Source organism: Dictyobacter vulcani (assembly GCF_008974265.1).
GTDB classification, from domain to species: domain Bacteria; phylum Chloroflexota; class Ktedonobacteria; order Ktedonobacterales; family Ktedonobacteraceae; genus Dictyobacter; species Dictyobacter vulcani.
This window is the reverse complement of sequence record NZ_BKZW01000001.1, coordinates 1,878,173-1,895,878: the sequence shown is the minus strand read 5'-3', so window position 1 is coordinate 1,895,878 and position 17,706 is coordinate 1,878,173. Positions and strand designations below refer to the sequence as shown.

Here is a 17,706-nt window from a genome sequence, read left to right as displayed (position 1 = left end):
CCCAACTATGTTTGAAGAATCAATAATTGAGTCTCCTGCTCAACCCGCTTATCGTAGACCGGTTGGTATTACCAAAGGACCTGGCGAGGCGACACATGAGTTTACTTTTGTCTCGCGCGATGATCAGCAGGTGCTCAAAAACGGCGAATACGTGTATTATGAACTGGCTGATCCTGAGACCGTTGCCTTAAACAACACCACTGGTCCGATTCCGATCCGCCGTGTGCTGGGCCGTGTCATTAAGCGCGTGCCGGTACAACTCTATCCCGATACGTTTTTAGGTGAACCGGAGATTCCGCCGGCACAGGTAGCTGCGATGGTCGGCTATAATTCGCGCACCAACGAGCTATTTGAATTACACGTCGCGATCATGGGTTATTATGATGCCACCACCGGCTCATTCATCAATCCCTGGATTCCCCCGCAATCAGGTAAACAGATCTATCTGGCCGATGATGCCATGCTGGCGCAGATTCTGAGTCGCAAGCAGCATATGGATCCTGGTTCTGCAACTATTGGATCTTTATTGACGCGCACGCCTAACGCTGTACCGATTGTGCTCTCGGTCAAAGATCTGGTGAGTACCCACATGGCGATTATAGCCAGCACAGGTGCCGGTAAGAGTTATCTGGCCAGTGTAGTGATTGAAGAACTGATGAAGGCCCAGAATAAGGCCTGTGTGTTGATTGTCGATCCTCATGGTGAGTATGGCACCCTGGATCAGATTGCGAATTATCCGCAGTTTTCTGAGGATGGTGATGGGACTGGCCGTGGCTATCGAGCTCAGGTGCAGGTCTACAAGCCAGATCAGGTCAAGGTACGTATCTCAACGTTGAATATTGGCGATATGCGTCAGTTGTTGCCTGAGATGACTGAGAAGCAGCAGTATCTATTGAGCCGCGCGTTGCGTAAAGTCCATGAGACAAAACGGAGCCATCCCTGGGGCGTGGCCGACCTCAAGCAGGCCATCAAAGCCGTCTCGCGTCAGAAAAACGACGAGGATAGTGAAGGGGCGGACGACTCCAGTACAGTGCATGCTTTGACCTGGCGTATTGAGCAGCGCTTTGAGCATAGCTTCACATTTGACGATACCCAGCATCTGGACCTCCCCGAGATTTTCCGGCCTGGTCAGTGTACTGTCTTGCAACTCAACGAGATCGACGAACGTGATCAGCAGGTCGTTGTGGCTACCCTGTTGCGCCGTCTGAATCAGGCGCGTATGGATACCGAGCGAGGTAAAGTCCACTCTGGCGAGTCCTATCTGCCGTATCCAGTGTTTGTACTGTTAGAAGAGGCTCACCACTTTGCTCCCGGGGGTACCGAAGTCGTTTCAACGGGCATCCTCAAACAGGTTCTGGCCGAAGGACGTAAATTTGGTATTGGTGTAGGCTTGATCAGCCAGCGTCCTGGTAAACTGGATGCGGACGTGCTGAGCCAGTGTCAGACGCAGTGTATTATGCGTATTGTCAACGAGATTGACCAGAAGAGCGTGGCGGCCGCGATTGAAGGCGTTGGTCGCGATCTGCTGGATAACTTGCCCGCACTCTCTAAAGGACAGGTTATCGTGGCCGGGGCAGCGGTCAATACGCCGGTCATTTGTCGTGTGCGTACCCGTTATACTCAGCATGGTGGCGAAAGTAAAGATGCACCGGATCTCTGGCAGCAGTACTTCAACAAGGATACTCAGGAGAGCCGCCGCCGTTCAGATGCCCCATTGAACGGGAACCGGGGCTTTAATCTTTTACGATAAAAGCGGGTAAGTATGAAAAGACGTTCTTTATTCATTATCATGTATCTGATCGCCCCACTGGCCTGGGGCGGTCTGCTTCTGTTCACCTACCAGGTCTCGCCCTCGGCACCCCTGCCAATTGTAGCTTTTTTTTTGTTGCTCACTATTGCATTGCTGAGCCTGTTTTTTCCCCTGACCTATTGGCTCGGGCAGCGCCTGCTCTTCAGCAGACGTTATCGCGCCACCGCTCGTCAGGCCTTTCGGCAGGCTGTTTTACTCTCTTTTATCGTCCTCGCCAACTTAATCCTGCTCTCACTGCATAGTTGGAATCTCCTGACGGCTCTGATTATTGTTTTTGCCATGGTCCTGGTGGAAGTTCTGTCACTCGCCCGCAAAATGTAGCCCATTTAGCAGGAAAGTACTAACACATTTTTGTGCTTATCCGGGTTGTGCTATCATCATTTTTGTGGTTGTACCACTATTAACTATTATGTTTCAAAGTTACTAAAACTAACCAGATCAGTTTCACAGTATCTTAACTGGAACTGCCTTATGTTGCAGAGCCAGGCGTGACAATCTGCAAACCGGATGGCAGTGTCATGCGGCTCTATCTTCTATCGCACGGATGCGTAGCTAATTTACCAGGAAAATCCTGATAGAAGAGAGTACCGCGTATGCAGATGTTCAAACAGTTACCTGAGAGAGGTCCTGAGTCTTCGCACCAGCGCCGTTTCTCACCATTTTTTTTCCTGGGATCATTGCTCAGCCTTGCCTTGATCCTGGGAGCAGGAGCATTATTTTTACTGCGTCCTGTGTCACAGTCGCAGGCAAAAGAAGCGCCTGCCCTAAATCCAGATTGTTCGTTGATCGTTCCCTCAAATCCTTTGACGGCCCAGGGTCTGGCGACTCCATATCAACTAGTCGCAACCCAACGTGATCAGGGGGCATGTCATGAGGCCAGTGCCAAGCAAGCTGCCTTTGTACAGGGTGCGATTTTTGATCCTCAGACCAATCAGATCTCAATCTACAATCCTCTGGTTGTTGATCGAGGTGATAAACCTGCGGTTGCGCCGGTTGTACCGAAACTGCCACAAGGAGCTGTAGTTGCTCTCTGGTTTGGTTTTAACGGTGGTAATTTGACCCTCCGAGGTGATGACCAGAATCTAACGGACAACAATTGTGGGAATGGGCTGGGAAAATCTATTTTCGGTCAGTTCGCCTATTGTAATGCCCCACAATTTTTTAGTGCCGCCAATCAAGCCATTACGGCGGGCAAGTTAACTGTACCAGCCCTTGGTATGGCCAATGACGGAATGACCTGTCCTACTGTACGAGACTTTGGTTTGATTGATATGGACCAGAGTGATAACGTCAATAGCGAATACCTGGTGGATCAGCGTACTGGATTGATGGCTCAGAATACCACAGCTAGTGCCGCTGCATTGCCAGATTCGGTTCTCCAGGTTAATGGTAGTGATAATCGTTTGCTCTCACGAGGCTTAGATAGCGCACTGGGTTGTCAATCCTGGTCTGCTCCCGATCTGGCTAATCCTGGTCATAATGTAACCGCTCTGCCACTGAATGAGCTTCAGGCCGCCGCACATCAGGCTGATCCTGTGGCTCTGGTGCCCGCTGGTGATCCGATGGTCAAAATCGGGGATAACCTGAGTTTGCGCAAACTCAATCTCTATCGTGCCGGAGTCAACCAGCCTCTGGTACAGAGTACTACCGAAGCGGCTACGACCACTTATTGTCAGAATTACCTGGACAAAGCCCCGTCTCGTATCTTTGCCGATCGGGCTTTTACAGTTGCAAAGCCTTCTCCTGATACGGCAGTTGCGAATAACCTGTTTACCTTCCTTGCACAGCGCTTTAATGGCAGCTGGGGTGCTGATGGCTTGAATTGTCAGGGATTGCTACATTTAAAAAGTCCGATCAAGCTGCAGATGAGTGATACTATCACTGTGGATGCATCCCTGGGTACTGCAAAGCCGATCACACAGCAGGATAATAAAAAATCCCAGCCGAAAGATGGTAAAAAGCAGAAAACCACCGATGGTAACAGTCAGCAGTCAACTGGCCAGAATCAGAATGGTAACAGTCAGCAGTCAACTGGCCAGAATCAGAATGGTAACAGTCAGCAGTCAACTGGTCAGAATCAGACGAATGCGCAGAATAATCAGCAGATGCAGAATCAAAATGCCTCTGCTGGTAGTCAGCAGCCAACCACAAACACAAAATAGTCTTTTTACTTAGACTATGCAAAGTACGGCTCCCGGACTTCATCTAAGACTGAAGTCCGGGAGCCGTACTTTTGGATTACCTTACTGAGTGATAAGTGCAAAAATGTTTATTCTTTGATATCACGTCTCCAGGTGAGAACTACAGAGACCACCAGGAAGATGGCGGCGTACACCAGTGTCACCCAGAGCGTATGGGCACCATCTACGTCGACCAGAGGTGGGATACCTGTGGAACTGAAACCTAGTTTCGCAGGCAGAACCTGGCTGGCCATGATATTCAAATTGGGGCCAAGGAAGTAGGCGGTTACATCCTTCCAGAAGTTGTTTTGTGTAATCCTATAAGCCAGTTGCAAAAATTGCGCTCCGATATTATCGACTGGAAACCAGGCCAGGCCAGCACTCAAGCCGATGGTTAATGAGCGACCCAGGACGCTGAAAGCTGTGCCCAAAAGAATGGTGACTCCTGTACTGACCAGGACGGTAAGCATATAAATGCCTGCATCAGCCCAGTATTGTCCGGTTAGTGCTTTCAAGGCATCCAGATTACCCGTTTGGACCAGCATGAGAATACCAATACAGATAACTACAAGGATCATGCTCAGTATGATGACCAGTAAGGCCGCAATCACTACACTTGTCACTTTAGCTGCCAGCAAGGTTACCTTGCCAACTCCACGCGCCACCAGAATGCGAATCGTGCCCTGCTGATATTCCAGGCCAATTACATAGGCAACCAGAACGAGCAAGTAGAGCCCGGTAAAAATCCGAATAAAGGCCAGACCGTTCTGCATCTCTGAATACATAAAGTTTAATGGATGCTGGGTAATGAATTCTTTGGTACCATTACCAATCAGTCGGATTAACATACCCGCACAGATGAAGAGCTGTACCAGGACGAGTGGAATCCAGGTGGACCAGCGACGGGACATCTTTAATAGTTCACCGCGTACAATCCCGAAAAAGCTCTGAGTGGAGGCGCGCATTCGTGCTCGTTCTGCCTCACTGGTGATGATTGCTGTGCTCAATGTACCTCTCCTGAGTCACTATGGGTTAATTCAAGGAAGATCTTTTCCAGATCTTTAGTTGCGGCTGTCAATGTATCTGGTACAAAGCCTGCCTGTACCAGGAAAAGATTGAGGTTGCGGCCCAGGCCATCTGGTGCCATGGTGATCAGGGCTCCTTCTTCATCCAGATGAGCCTCATTGCCCCAGGCTTGTTGCCGGACCAGTTGCAGGGCCTGTTGCGCCCTCTCCAGGTGTACACTAAACTCGCCTTCGCCCCGAACCAGATTCTCGATGGTGGTTTCTTTCACCAGAGAACCCTGCGCGATAATGGCTACGCGGCTACAGATCTGCTGTACTTCTGTTAGCAGGTGACTGGAAATCAGGACGGTCTTGCCTTCTGCGGAGAGACGGTGCATCAGGTCGCGCATCTCAACGATACCGGCAGGATCCAGTCCATTGGCGGGCTCGTCTAGAATGACCAGATCAGGATCCTGTAGTAACGAAATGGCAATTCCCAGTCGCTGTTTCATACCCAGTGAATATGTGCGTACGCGATCCTTTTGCCGACTGGCGAGGCCAACCAGCTCTAGAATTTCGTCAATACGTTGTCTGGAGACGCCACCCAATACCGAGCCAACTGCCCGCAGATTATCGCGACCAGACATATAAAGATAGAGAGCGGGCGTCTCAATCAGAGCGCCAACGCGGGGTAGCACCTTACCGCGCTGGCTGGCAAGATTCTGACCGAGAATCTGAATATCGCCGGATGTCGGCGTGATTAATCCCAGTACCATGCGGATCGTGGTCGTTTTTCCCGCACCATTGGGACCCAGAAAACCAAAGATATCACCTTTACGCAACACAAGGCTGAGATTATTAACCGCCATGCGCTGCCCATATTGCTTGCTGAGATTATTTATACGCAGCACCGCTTCGTCTGAGCGTGATGTGCCTGTAGGGGCAGTATAGGTTTCGGGCACTGTTGGAGGCCGATACACCATCTGTTCTACCATTCCTTTCGCACTTTTGCACAATGTTATTTTTTTTATATTTGTGCATACATAAACTAAAAATAATTACGGATGTAATAACAGATAAAAAGCTTTGAGTAGTTTCTTACTTTCAAGAATGGATTATACGCCTCTTTTGTCTTGAATGTGTTACATAATTGTCGCAAAATTGTCTCAGGTAAGAGATATGCACAAAAAGCGCAGGAAAAGGCACAAAAAAAGCGGTCCCTTTATGACATATAAAGAGACCGCTTTTTATTCTGGCTGGATATCAGCTACTCAGCAATCGTAGCAACTTCCTCGCCGGCAAGCAGCTCAGCGATAGAAGGGCGATTGGGGAACTCGCTGACGATGCTCACTGAGCGGCGATCGCGAGTTGCATGACCGAATTTCACATAGCCGTGCTCAAGAGCGAACAGGGTATGATCGCGGCCCACACCAATATTGACACCTGGACGAATCTTGGTGCCGCGCTGGCGCACGATGATGCTACCAGCTGTAACTAACTGACCATCAAAGCGTTTGACGCCCAGCATCTTAGGTTTGCTATCTCGACCATTACGAGAGCTACCCATACCTTTTTTATGTGCCATGAAAGTATTCCTCCGTTATTTACGCCTCAGGGCCTTACTTCTCTTTTGAAACCAGGCTCTTGCCTTCAGCGAGAATATCATCAATACGCAGAACGGTGAGCTCCTGGCGATGGCCGCGGCGATGGCGATAGCGTTTCTTGGATTTGTACTTGAAGACGATCAATTTCTCTCCGCGGGAATGACGCTCAACGGTTGCCAGAACCTCGGCTTTTTCAATGAAGGGGGCGCCAACAAAAGTTTTATCTCCGCCACCGATCAGTAAGACCTCGCCGATGCGAAGCTGGGCACCATCTTCGACTGCAAGTCGGTTTACTTCAAGCTTCTCGCCTACGGAAACCTTATATTGCCGTCCACCACTTTTAATGACTGCAAACATGCTGTTTTTCTCCTTATAAGATCCCTACGCATTGATTCAAGAGGATACGTTGGAGGCATGGGTGGTTCGCCGTCCTTAACAGTTCCTGGTTCCTGAATGCTCTCTTATGTTTTTTTTTGCTCAAAAGATATGTCTAGCCGAAGCTGACAAGCTGGCACAGTAGCTATACGTGCCATTCAGCGTAGGGGGCTGACGCACACATACGGTGTGTCGCTCTTGAGGGTGTTTAAACGCTTTTAGACATGGTGATACCATCGTCATTTGCGCCACATTATGATAGCAGTGATTACCTGCACTGTCAAGCTTCCTTGCCCATTTCGCAGAGCAATTCAAATGCAGGCGAAAATAAAGCGGGGCTTGGGGCTGTGCCCCAATTGCTCTCCCTCCCTCCCCCTCCTGCCGCCGCAGGCGGCAAAAAGGAGCACAAGAATTTCCCTGCCCTTTTTTCCAGATTTTCTTGTCATAAATACCCGCTATATTTCGTCTTAGTGAGAGAACGAACAAACGTTGTTACATTGATGTATGGGTGTATGCACAATAATAGGAAAGTATTGTGAGATTATTGTTACTATCGACGTACCTTACTATGTGATATGTAGTCGGATTGTATTTTCAATAAAAGATGATGCCTCAATATCTGTTGAGGGAAAAATCTGTCAATATTTTATTGAATACCATTCGCTTCATATTGACAAAAAGTGATTTTTCAGTTATATATTTTCCATACATGTTATCTAGAATGCATAGTATTTACTTAACTACTTAATAACATTCTAGAAAAAAGTAAGGGTTGTGTGTGCATTTGTACTTCAACGTTGTTGGACAGCGCACCTTGTATTATTGTGAAATTGATAATTGATCGTACTACACATGGAATCGCTCATTGAGCTTTTCCTGGAAACCGGGTTATGCTATGATTGTAGTGAATCTACTGCACCCAGTTCTAGCCATAGCTGTTCGTGTTTCAAAAGAGTTTAGCATCTGAGTTGTAGCTCAGATGTATTTTTATACTCTTTTGTGAGTGAAATTATCGTTTTGCGTTTCTATCTTACTCTGGTATCGTTCAAGATGTTTTTCAGGCATCGGTGTATCTTAATTCCAATGCTGGAATGAAAGAAGGTATCAACATGGCGAATCCTCAGCAAAACCTTGTAAACGACTTTTTATCAGGTAGAATTGGCCGACGTGCATTCATGGGCCGGGCTGTAGCGCTTGGTATTTCTCTGGCAAGCGTTGAAGCCTTTGTGGCGGCCTGTGGTGGCGACGGTGGGAGTGGTGGTGGTAGCGCTTCGATCAAGTGGTCCAACTGGGCCAATACAGGTGAGTTAGCACGCTTTAAAGCCTTCACGGAGAAATACAACAAGGATCATAAGACCGACGTCCACTACGATTACGTTCCTACCGCCAACAATAACTATTTTACAAAGATCACAACATCTTTGAATGGCGGCGTAGCTCCGGATGCATTTTATGTTGGTGATGGCGACATTGCGAAATTGGTTGCTAACAAGACCGTAATGGAGCTTGGTAGTCTGCTTTCCAGTTCAAAGAGCAAAGAGAAGGCTGATGACTTCTTGCCTGGACTTTGGGGCGCAGCCAAGACAAAGGGCGGAAAGATTTATGGTGTGCCAGTTGACTGTAATCCTTTGGTGCTCTGGTTCAACAAAAAGGTTTTAACTGATGCCGGTATCAAGACCATGCCCACTGACCTGTTTGACCAGGGAAAATGGACACGACCAGCTTTCCAGGACATGATCGAGCGCATCCATGCCAATGGTAAACAAGGCTTTATTCTTGAAGCCTGGTCACTCGAGTTTTATGCCTGGTGTACCACACAGGGCGGTAAAATCTATGACCAGGATGGTTATGGTGATTTCATCGCTCAGGATGATCCCAAGTCCCTGGAGGCCTTTAAATGGCTGGCAGATCAGGTCAAGAAGAAAACCATCACCTATGCTGGTAGTCTGCCAAAGGGTCAGGGCTCTGATCTGGCCTTTATCGGTAACCAGGTTGGCTTTATTGCCGTTGGTCGCTGGGATCTCCCAGAATTTAAATCCGCCACTGGCTTGGAATATGACTGTGTGCCTTTCCCATCCGCCAGCGGTACCATTGCTCCTGCTCCGGTCGCACTGGCTTATATGGTCATCAACAAGAAGACCAAACTCCAGGATGCTGCCTTTGATTTCGTGACCAACTACGTTTCACCTGAGGGTCAGACCTTCCGCCTCAGTGGTGGTGGTAACGCTGTACCTTCGATCAAGTCAGCTGATACCGAGAAAGTCGTGTTGGAAGGTAATCTTCCTGCGCACGCAAAATATCTCCTCGATGCCCGTAACATTGGTTATGGTCTTTTCCCGGCTGAAGGTAGTGCTGCCGCTCTATCTGATGACATCAAGACGGCATTGGAGCCGGTCTGGTTGCAAGGAAAAGATGTGACCACTGCTCTGGGTGAAATCGCCACCATGGCTAAACCCCGTATCAAGGCTGGTCAGGATAAATTGGATTAGTCTTTCTAGTTTGTTTTCAAGCGGTACATATTCCTCGTAAGCATCTCAGGGAAGGTAGTTCTGACAAGAAAACTATTTTCCCTGACGATCTTCGCTATAGGCTGCATTTCCTCGCAGCCTTTTTGAAAACATAGGGGTTAAGGTACGAGATATGGAATATCAAGTTAGTTCGCTCGGGGGTGCTCAGAAAAGATCATCGAAGAATAACGAGCGTCGAAGAATGCTGAGTGATGCATTTTGGGGCTACTTTTTTATCCTGCCACAAATCGTTGGATTAATCGTTTTTGCGTTGTATCCCCTCGTTTCCGTATTTGTCTATAGTGTCAATAACTGGGACGGCCTGGGGCCAATGTCATTCGTGGGTTTGCAGAACTACGTTGATCAATTCAATAGTCCTGACCTGCACACTGCCCTGATCAATACCCTCTATTATACGGTTCTGACCGTGCCTGGTGGCTTGATTATATCGCTGCTGGTGGCCCTGGGCTTAAATAATGTGCGCGGTAAAACAGTCTACCGGGTCATCTACTTCATGCCGGTTGTTACCAGTAGTGTGGCCATTGCCGTCATGTGGGGCTGGCTGTTGAATACAGATTTTGGTTTGATCAATGTGATGTTGAAGCATTGGTTCCATATTACTGGCCCAGGCTGGTTGACGGATTCCCATTATGTTATTCCCGCTATCGCCATGTTAAGTATCTGGGGTGGTCTGGGCTTTAATATGATCATCTTCCTTGCTGGCCTGCAGGGAATTCCTGTCGGCTATGCCGAAGCAGCCCGTATCGATGGTGCCAATCGTTTCCAGCTTTTCTGGCGTATTACGTTGCCCATGTTGACTCCCACCATTTTCTTCACCACAGTACTCTCAGTCATTACATCCTTCCAGGTTTTTGACCAGACCTTTGTCTTGACTGGTGGTGGTCCAGGTAAGGATAGTTATACGATTGTATATCACATCTATCACCTGGGTTTTGAAACATCTCAGTTCGGCTCAGCCAGTTCGGCTGCGGTCATCCTGTTCTTCATCTTGTTGGCCCTGACTTTAGGACAACTCTGGTTCCAGCGCCGCTGGGTTACCTATGATGTATAGAAGCGTGTGTGAGAAGAAAGAGGAGTAAGCAGATGTTACAAGAAGTGAATGCTGAGACGGCTGGCATCTCTACCGCGAGTCAGCGCAAAGCCAAAACAGGCAACCAGAAGAGAAAAACTGGTGATCGTGTTTTTACGATCATCCTCCATATCTTATTGAGCATCGGGGCATTGATCATGGTGTCCCCATTTATCTGGATGGTGTTGACCTCCCTGAAGGATACCAGTCAGGCTTTTAGCGATCCCCCAACCTGGATCCCCAATCCTTTTGTGTGGAGCAACTATCCAGATTCTTTCAATGCTTTGCCTTTCAACCTGGCATATTTTAATAGCATCTATATTGCTGTGATCGTGGTTGCCTGTCAACTGTTGACCTGCTCGATGGCGGGCTATGCTTTTGCGCGCATCAATTTTCCAGGGCGCAATCTCGTCTTTGTGCTGTTCCTGGCGACTATGATGATTCCATTCCAATTGACCATTATCCCCATTTTTATCACCATGCGTAACCTGGGTTGGCTGGACTCGCACCTGGCGTTGATTGTACCACCTGCCCTGTTTAGCGCCTTTGGTGTCTTCTTGATGCGGCAGTTTGTGATGGGAATTCCGCCTGAACTGGAAGAAGCGGCTATTGTCGATGGCGCGAATCGTTGGACGATTTATCTGCGTGTCATCCTACCCCTGTTACGTGCTCCATTATCAGCCCTGGGAATCTTTTCTTTCCTGGGACAGTGGAACAGCTTCTTTATTCCACTGATCATGCTTAATACGTCCGAGAAATTTACTGTGCCGCTGATGCTGAGCCAGTTCCGTGGTCAATATGCAACCGAATGGACAATGGTGATGGCTGGTGCGGTAATTGCTGTTCTGCCAGTATTGATTGTCTATATCATTGCGCAGCGCCATATCATCCAGGGTATTGCGATGACAGGCTTAAAATCATAAGGTGTGAAAGGCTTGCATGCAAGTGCGCTTTTCTGAGTATGGGGTGCTTACAAGAAGCACCCTTTTTTATTGTTCCTCTATTTATTTACCCGGTATATATATTCCTGATAAAATAATGCAATGTTCTTTTTTTTGTAACGAGTGAGTTTTTACTAGAATCATTGTGCTGATTACAGCTCAAGAGTTTCTCACATTTTGGACTGAGGATGATAAGATAGAGATAATCAGACAACCATTTAGCGAATTTATGAGGACTATTTTATGACAGCAGAATATCAGCAAGGGGCTTTTGCAGCCGAGATCAGCAATGATCCTGAGCTTGCTTCCACTATTTTGTCGCTCTCGTATGAGGATGCTCAGGATCCCAATAAGAGTATGAGTATCAGTGTGGCTCCGGATCTTGGTAGTAACCTGTTTCGTTTTCGGGTTGGTGAGCATGAAGTTATTTACTGCGAACGTGAGTTACTGAAACAGATGCAGTTTACTGGTGATTTTGTCCTCTGGCCGCTGCCTAATCGTATACGCGATCGGCGCTATTCTTTTGCCGGCCAGGAATACTCTTTGAAGGATATTCCTGATCGGCCGGAGGGCAATTATGTCCTGGTGCATGGTCTGGTTTTTGATCGGCAGTGGCAGTTCGAGCAGCCTGTCGTGAAGCCAGATTCTGCAAGTGTGACGACCTATGTAGATATTAATCAGGAGAGTGACCATGACTATCAGTCTTATCCATTTGATAGTCGCCTCACATTAACCTATCGTTTGACCAGCACAGGGGTACAGATTACGTATGCGGTACAGAACAAAGGCAATCAGATTTTACCTTTTGGTTTTGCTCTGCATCCTTATTTTTCGCTGCTCTCAGGGAAACAGGATACGTATGTGAGTTTGCCCGCAGGTACGGTGATGGAGGCGGATGAAGATCTGTTGCCGACCGGACGGTTGTTGGATGTCACTGGCACCATGTATGGTATGTTTGATCTGCACCAACCCAGGGCTATTAGTACCTTGAAACTGGATCATGTGTACATGGATCGGCCAGCGGGCGCGCCTGCAGTGATTGATTATCGCCAGCAGGGTTTGCAAGTACACATCTCTGCCAGCGATGATTTTACCCACGCAGTTATCTATACCGCGAAGCCTGAAGATGACTTTTTCTGTCTTGAGCACCAGACCTGTTCAACTGATGCGATTAATCTGCACAATCAAGGCGATGAGCGCCGCAAGATGGCTCATCTTCTTGAAGTAAAGCCTGGCGATACCTATAGCGGTACCCTCAACTACCAGATCAAATTCCAGTAGTAAACATAGAGGCTGAGTTATTGCTTGCAATGCTCAGCCTTCCTTTTTTTTCATGGATCTGATTTCTACACGTATCGCTGAAGATTCTTTAAAGATCAGAAAAAAATCAGAATTTCGGGATCGTGATCTGACGCAGTTTGTAATTACTGATGATCACTTCAGGCTTTTTTGCATGGGTAGCCGCTTAGCGATTGCTTATTTGCTTGCCCGTCATACCCGAAGCCCTAAATAAATACGTCTATGATTTGCGAGCAGAGATTCGACAAATCCTGTGCAAAGCCTGGACCAGGATTGATATGATGTGCTATGGTATAGCGCAACAGACGTGTCTCTTCTATCGCAGTTAGCCGGTATGAAAATCTGGCTTAGTAAATCTTTTTCTTGACAATCGGAGACGTGTATGACCACCTATGATGGATCAATAGATTGGCCCCACTTAGAACAATTTTCAGCGCAGCCTGTCTTTAATACCAAAGCGGTGGTACAGCAGACAGGCGTACCTGCTCCTACCCTGCGTGCCTGGGAACGGCGTTATTCGCTGCTTGCACCTGAGCGGGCAAATAATGCGTATCGTCTCTACTCAGAGCGTGATGTCGCTCTGATTCGCTGGCTCAAAGACCGTGTGGATAGTGGTGTGTCCATCAGCCATGCGATTGCGCTGTTTCGTCATCTGGAGGAGCAGCAACAGCAATCAGCGGACATGGTGGAAAGCGAGATCTACTTTAATATCACGCCACCGCCCGCGTTCCAGGTGGCCTTGAATTCTCCTGCTCCTGATATTGCGCAAGTGACCCGGACAGCCCGGGAGGAAGAGCAGAATAGTGCTCAAGATCCGTTGCCCGAGCCCCTGGCCTTACCTGATAGCTATCAATCATCCACCAATCCCTATCCAACTCGTTATACGATGGAGATTTCCCGCAAACAACTGATCGATATTTTTCAGGATATGGACGAGCAAGCAGCCCAGGTCTTGATGGGCACAATGTTATCTTTTTATTCTGTCGAACAGGTTTGTAGTGACCTGATTGTACCCACCCTCTGGGACATTGGTCGCCTCTGGGCCGAAGGTAGCGTGACGGTCTCGGTGGAACATTTTGCCAGCAATTTTTTTCGTGCTGTGCTCACCAACATGTTTCATATGACCCGTGGTCCCTTGACGGGTCCGATTATACTGGCTTGTTGTGCTCCAGGTGAGCCACATGAACTATCCATGTTGATGCTGTCACTGTTGTTACGCCGTCACGGCATGCGTGTCGTGTATCTGGGACAAAGCATTGAAACAACTGGATTAGTCCACACGGTTAAGAAGCTTGAGCCAGTGATTGTGTGTATCTCGTTAACGTTACCCGCATATATGCCAGCCCTGATGGGTCTGGGGCGGCAACTGCAAAGTTTGCCGGGTAAACCACCAGCTTTTGTGTTTGGCGGACAAGCCTTTATGCATTTTCCTCATCCAGAACAACTTATTCCAGAAGGCATATATCTGAATGGCGATTTACAGGAGATTATGACAAAGATCCAATTAATTATGAGTGAGCAGAAATAAATTTGCTGTTTTTCTTCCGATTGTGCTCATTCCGGTAATTTGCTATAGTTGCCTTTTCTTAGGACGTGGCCCCTTCAAGCCAATCTACGATCTATCATGTCCGGGCGTTTTATAAAAAGTAATAGACTGCCGAGAACAGTCCGATGGTTTATTTTAAGAGCCTGTGATTCAATCGTGTGAGCGAAGTTAGTTGTGAGTGAGCGGCGTTCATAATGGCTTTTTTTAAGTAACTATCAGAGGGAGGGATATATGAGTGTAACTCCCAAATATTTCAGATATGCAGAACCTTTTCCAGGCTACGGCCTGCTGGCTCTGGTGCTCTGTTTAGTTGCCTGGACCTGTTCCTGGCTCCATCTAGAGCCATTTGGCCGCTATATGTTTTTTCCGCTCTGGCTGGGCTATATTTTGTTTATGGATGCCCTTGTCTTTGTTCGACACGGAACCTCATTGCTCAAGCGTATGCGCTGGCGTTATGGCCTGTTATTTGTGGCCTCTAGCTGCTTCTGGTGGCTCTTTGAGGGCCTTAACGCCCCGATCGGCAACTGGCACTATGTCGTCGATCGGCCATATAGTCCGGCATTGTATGTTGTACTGGCCAGTTTAAGCTTTAGTACAGTCCTGCCAGCTGTCTTTGAGACGATCGAATTTCTCTTTACTCTTAAACTGTTACGTCCGCGCTTGCACGCTTATGAGCAAGGACCGCGTCTGTCGATACCAGTCTTTCTTGTGCTAGAAGTGCTTGGCTTGCTCTGCTTTGTGTTGCCCTGGATTTTTCCCCACTACTGTTTTAGCCTGATCTGGTTTAGCCTGATCTTTTTGCTGGATCCATTGAATAATTTGCTGGGTCGCAAATCGGCGTTGTCACATCTTATGGTGCGGGACTGGCACTTTTTTATTGTTCCGCTGGGAGCCCTTTTTTGTGGTTTCTTCTGGGAGATGTGGAACTACTTTTCAGTGCCTAAATGGTACTATACGGTTCCCTATATCGGTTTTTTGAAAATTTTTGAGATGCCTCTGCTGGGTTATCTGGGCTACCTTCCATTTGCGTTAGAACTCTTTGCACTCTATCAATTTGTGCTCTGGACCACCGGACAAAAAGAGGATTTCCTGATTATCTGAGTCTATGGAGAATGCGACCATAGGGGAATCATGTGTTTCCTCTTGACAATGCTCTTGCATTTGTACTACTGTACTTAAATATTGATGTCTTTAGTACAAATGTTTTGTTTGGGAGTTGGATGTCGCTTTCTGCTCAATTATTTTGTGATCATTGTGGCGCTGCAAATCGTGATCAAGCCCAGTTTTGTCGGGTTTGTGGACAGTCGTTGCACCTTGCTAATGCCGTGACGACGAGTTCTACATTAACGGGCTTTCTTAACACGCAGGCGCTCTTGAAACAACAGTATCTCATACTGGGTCAGGCCGGTCGTGGAGGCTTTGGCGCGGTCTATAAAGCGTCGGATCTGAAATTCGGTAATCGACTGGTGGCGATCAAAGAAATGAGCCAGAGCACATTAAGTCCCAAAGAGCTTGAGGAGGCGCTGGCAGCTTTCAATCGTGAAGCGCTCCTGCTGGCAGGCCTGACACATCCAAATCTGCCGCGCATCTATGATCAATTTATGGAGAACGGCCGCTCCTATCTGGTGATGGATTTTATCGATGGCGAGACCTTAGAGGATCGGCTGACGCGCCTGGGTGGCGCGAAGCTACCTATAGAAAAGATCCTGGATATCGCTTTACAGCTCTGCTCTGTATTGGATTATCTGCATACGCGCCAGCCACCAATTATTTTTCGCGATCTGAAACCAGCGAATATCATGATCGTCTCCACAGGACACGTCTATTTGATCGATTTTGGCATTGCGCGCAACTTTACTCCCGGCCAGGAAAAAGATACGACCGCACTGGGATCATATGGCTATGCCCCGCCCGAACAATATGGCAAATCGCAAACGACCGAGCGAGCAGATATCTATAGTCTGGGAGCAACCCTCCATCAACTCCTGACGGGTGAATATCCTTCTGAAACCCCTTTCCAGTTTTCTATGATCCACCTGCGTGACGAACGATTACAGTCCCTGGAAACACTGGTGATGAGTATGGTTAATGTCGATATAACGAAGCGGCCAGCCTCGATTGCCGAGGTGCGTCAGGAGTTACAGCAGGTGACAATGCAATATACCATGGGTAACACGTTACCTCGCCTGTCTTTGAATGGTAACTCATCGACCCTGTCATCAACTACCTTAGCTCCGTTGCCCCCAAAACCAGCCTCTACGGTGCCCGCATACCCACCAGCAGCATATCAGGCGGCTCCAGCGAAAACACCCACAGGTAAACGTACCAGGCGTCCTGCAACCCCACAGATTTATCCGCAGGCCAATATGCTCTATGTGTGTATGGGACATGCGACCCGTATTACTGCCCTTTCCTGGTCCCCGAATGGCAAATATCTGGCCTCTGCCAGTTACGATAAGACGGTGCAAGTCTGGGAGGCGACCAATGGCCAGCATCTTTTCACCTATAAGGCCCACGCGGCTCGTATCAATGCTCTCTGCTGGTCACCAGATAGCAAGCTTATCGCTTCAGCATCCGATGATAAGACTGTGCGCTTGTGGGAACCTCTCACCGGGAGAACCGACTATATTTTTGACCAGCATCGTGGGGCCGTTAATACCGTATGCTGGTCACCAGATGGCCAATGGTTGGCCTCCGGGGGGGATGATCAGCAGGTGCTGGTCTGGCAGGCTACCCAGGCCGAGCACGCTGTTTCTGTAACGTATCGAGAGCATGCGGCCACGGTTTTGACGCTGGTCTGGTCACCAGATAGCCGTGCTGTGGCCTCGGCAGGCAACGACCATCTGGTGCGTATCTGGGAACCCGCTAAGATCCAGCAGAAGCGTTCCTTCTTGAGTTCTCTTTTCTTTGCCACCAACGGTCAGAAGAGTCTGGGGGGCTACAGTGGAAATATTCTGGCACTGGCCTGGTCGCCCGATAATCGTTATCTGGCCGTAACTGCCAGCGATCACCAGGTACGTGTGATCGGTCTGCAATCAAATTACTTTTCCACTGCTTTAAAGATTGATAATGCTACCCTTAAAAATGCTGTTGCCTGGTCTCCTTCTGGCCAGTACCTGGCCATCGCAGGCAACGATAAATTAGTCCATTTATGGAATATTGCGCAGAAGAAAGAAACCTACATTTATCATGGCCATACAGGCTATGTCATGAGTATTGCCTGGTCGCCAGATGGAAGTAAGGTTGCTTCGGCCGGGGTGGACCGTACGGTCCAGGTCTGGCAAGCTCAATAATGTTTCTGCCTATGAAATTTCTTCAGTCTTTCCTCTCTTGCTTTGCTGCTTATTTCA

Annotated in this window: 14 protein-coding genes; 10 read left to right on the top strand and 4 right to left on the bottom strand. The window is 48.2% G+C overall.

Translation table 11 applies throughout. The annotated features are described in order from the left end of the window. The first annotated feature begins 7 nt into the window (after positions 1 to 7). The 3 genes from KDW_RS07865 to KDW_RS07855 all read left to right on the top strand — a co-directional run bounded on the left by KDW_RS07865 (position 8) and on the right by KDW_RS07855 (position 3,972). The gene (locus tag KDW_RS07865) at positions 8 to 1,750 is read left to right on the top strand and encodes an ATP-binding protein (RefSeq protein ID WP_151755454.1); all 1,743 of its coding nucleotides are present in this window, start codon (positions 8 to 10) and stop codon (positions 1,748 to 1,750) included. A 12-nt stretch (positions 1,751 to 1,762) separates the two neighbouring features. Beyond that, entirely contained in the window at positions 1,763 to 2,131 is a 369-nt protein-coding gene (locus KDW_RS07860) for a hypothetical protein (protein WP_151755453.1), read from the top strand. A gap of 272 nt (positions 2,132 to 2,403) precedes the next feature. After that, complete coding sequence (locus tag KDW_RS07855; protein WP_151755452.1) at positions 2,404 to 3,972, top strand: hypothetical protein; 1,569 nt, start codon at positions 2,404 to 2,406, stop codon at positions 3,970 to 3,972. A gap of 107 nt (positions 3,973 to 4,079) precedes the next feature. On the opposite strand, the gene KDW_RS07850 is transcribed toward KDW_RS07855, so the two are convergent. The 4 genes from KDW_RS07850 to rplU all read right to left on the bottom strand — a co-directional run bounded on the left by KDW_RS07850 (position 4,080) and on the right by rplU (position 6,955). Next, the gene (locus KDW_RS07850; RefSeq protein ID WP_151755451.1) at positions 4,080 to 4,997 is read right to left on the bottom strand and encodes an ABC transporter permease; all 918 of its coding nucleotides are present in this window, start codon (positions 4,995 to 4,997) and stop codon (positions 4,080 to 4,082) included. Beyond that, a complete protein-coding gene (locus KDW_RS07845; protein WP_162005040.1) occupies positions 4,994 to 5,977 on the bottom strand; it encodes an ABC transporter ATP-binding protein in 984 nt (327 codons plus the stop codon). Before KDW_RS07845 ends, KDW_RS07850 begins: the two co-directional genes overlap by 4 nt. Before the next feature lie 284 nt (positions 5,978 to 6,261). Continuing rightward, on the bottom strand, positions 6,262 to 6,579 hold the full coding sequence (gene rpmA, locus KDW_RS07840; RefSeq protein ID WP_151755449.1) for a 50S ribosomal protein L27: 318 nt from the start codon (positions 6,577 to 6,579) through the stop codon (positions 6,262 to 6,264). Positions 6,580 to 6,613: 34 nt separating this feature from the next. After that, the gene (gene rplU, locus KDW_RS07835) at positions 6,614 to 6,955 is read right to left on the bottom strand and encodes a 50S ribosomal protein L21 (RefSeq protein ID WP_151755448.1); all 342 of its coding nucleotides are present in this window, start codon (positions 6,953 to 6,955) and stop codon (positions 6,614 to 6,616) included. Between the two features lie 1,127 nt (positions 6,956 to 8,082). On the opposite strand from rplU, the gene KDW_RS07830 reads away from it, so the two are divergent. The 7 genes from KDW_RS07830 (at position 8,083) to KDW_RS07800 (ending at position 17,649) form a co-directional block, all read left to right on the top strand. After that, a complete protein-coding gene (locus KDW_RS07830) occupies positions 8,083 to 9,462 on the top strand; it encodes an extracellular solute-binding protein (protein ID WP_151755447.1) in 1,380 nt (459 codons plus the stop codon). 151 nt (positions 9,463 to 9,613) lie between these two features. Further along, positions 9,614 to 10,552 carry a carbohydrate ABC transporter permease gene (locus KDW_RS07825; protein WP_151755446.1) on the top strand — a complete coding sequence of 313 codons (939 nt, stop codon included), beginning with the start codon at positions 9,614 to 9,616 and terminating at the stop codon, positions 10,550 to 10,552. 32 nt (positions 10,553 to 10,584) lie between these two features. After that, entirely contained in the window at positions 10,585 to 11,493 is a 909-nt protein-coding gene (locus tag KDW_RS07820; RefSeq protein WP_151755445.1) for a carbohydrate ABC transporter permease, read from the top strand. Between the two features lie 261 nt (positions 11,494 to 11,754). After that, positions 11,755 to 12,792 (top strand): aldose 1-epimerase, encoded by a 1,038-nt coding sequence (locus tag KDW_RS07815; RefSeq protein WP_151755444.1) that lies wholly within the window; start codon positions 11,755 to 11,757, stop codon positions 12,790 to 12,792. 400 nt (positions 12,793 to 13,192) lie between these two features. Next, on the top strand, positions 13,193 to 14,338 hold the full coding sequence (locus tag KDW_RS07810; RefSeq protein WP_151755443.1) for a MerR family transcriptional regulator: 1,146 nt from the start codon (positions 13,193 to 13,195) through the stop codon (positions 14,336 to 14,338). A 249-nt stretch (positions 14,339 to 14,587) separates the two neighbouring features. Then, the gene (locus tag KDW_RS07805) at positions 14,588 to 15,457 is read left to right on the top strand and encodes a hypothetical protein (protein WP_151755442.1); all 870 of its coding nucleotides are present in this window, start codon (positions 14,588 to 14,590) and stop codon (positions 15,455 to 15,457) included. 119 nt (positions 15,458 to 15,576) lie between these two features. Continuing rightward, positions 15,577 to 17,649 carry a serine/threonine-protein kinase gene (locus KDW_RS07800; RefSeq protein WP_151755441.1) on the top strand — a complete coding sequence of 691 codons (2,073 nt, stop codon included), beginning with the start codon at positions 15,577 to 15,579 and terminating at the stop codon, positions 17,647 to 17,649. The last annotated feature ends 57 nt before the right edge of the window (positions 17,650 to 17,706 follow it).

Excerpts from the sequence above, each read along its gene's own strand:
- KDW_RS07865 (WP_151755454.1), top strand. The coding sequence starts at position 8 with ATGTTTGAAGAATCAATAATTGAGTCTCCTGCTCAACCCGCTTATCGT.
- KDW_RS07860 (WP_151755453.1), top strand. The coding sequence starts at position 1,763 with ATGAAAAGACGTTCTTTATTCATTATCATGTATCTGATCGCCCCACTG.
- KDW_RS07855 (WP_151755452.1), top strand. The coding sequence starts at position 2,404 with ATGCAGATGTTCAAACAGTTACCTGAGAGAGGTCCTGAGTCTTCGCAC.
- KDW_RS07845 (WP_162005040.1), bottom strand. The coding sequence starts at position 5,977 with ATGGTGTATCGGCCTCCAACAGTGCCCGAAACCTATACTGCCCCTACA.
- rpmA (WP_151755449.1), bottom strand. The coding sequence starts at position 6,579 with ATGGCACATAAAAAAGGTATGGGTAGCTCTCGTAATGGTCGAGATAGC.
- rplU (WP_151755448.1), bottom strand. The coding sequence starts at position 6,955 with ATGTTTGCAGTCATTAAAAGTGGTGGACGGCAATATAAGGTTTCCGTA.
- KDW_RS07830 (WP_151755447.1), top strand. The coding sequence starts at position 8,083 with ATGGCGAATCCTCAGCAAAACCTTGTAAACGACTTTTTATCAGGTAGA.
- KDW_RS07825 (WP_151755446.1), top strand. The coding sequence starts at position 9,614 with ATGGAATATCAAGTTAGTTCGCTCGGGGGTGCTCAGAAAAGATCATCG.
- KDW_RS07820 (WP_151755445.1), top strand. The coding sequence starts at position 10,585 with ATGTTACAAGAAGTGAATGCTGAGACGGCTGGCATCTCTACCGCGAGT.
- KDW_RS07815 (WP_151755444.1), top strand. The coding sequence starts at position 11,755 with ATGACAGCAGAATATCAGCAAGGGGCTTTTGCAGCCGAGATCAGCAAT.
- KDW_RS07810 (WP_151755443.1), top strand. The coding sequence starts at position 13,193 with ATGACCACCTATGATGGATCAATAGATTGGCCCCACTTAGAACAATTT.
- KDW_RS07805 (WP_151755442.1), top strand. The coding sequence starts at position 14,588 with ATGAGTGTAACTCCCAAATATTTCAGATATGCAGAACCTTTTCCAGGC.
- KDW_RS07800 (WP_151755441.1), top strand. The coding sequence starts at position 15,577 with ATGTCGCTTTCTGCTCAATTATTTTGTGATCATTGTGGCGCTGCAAAT.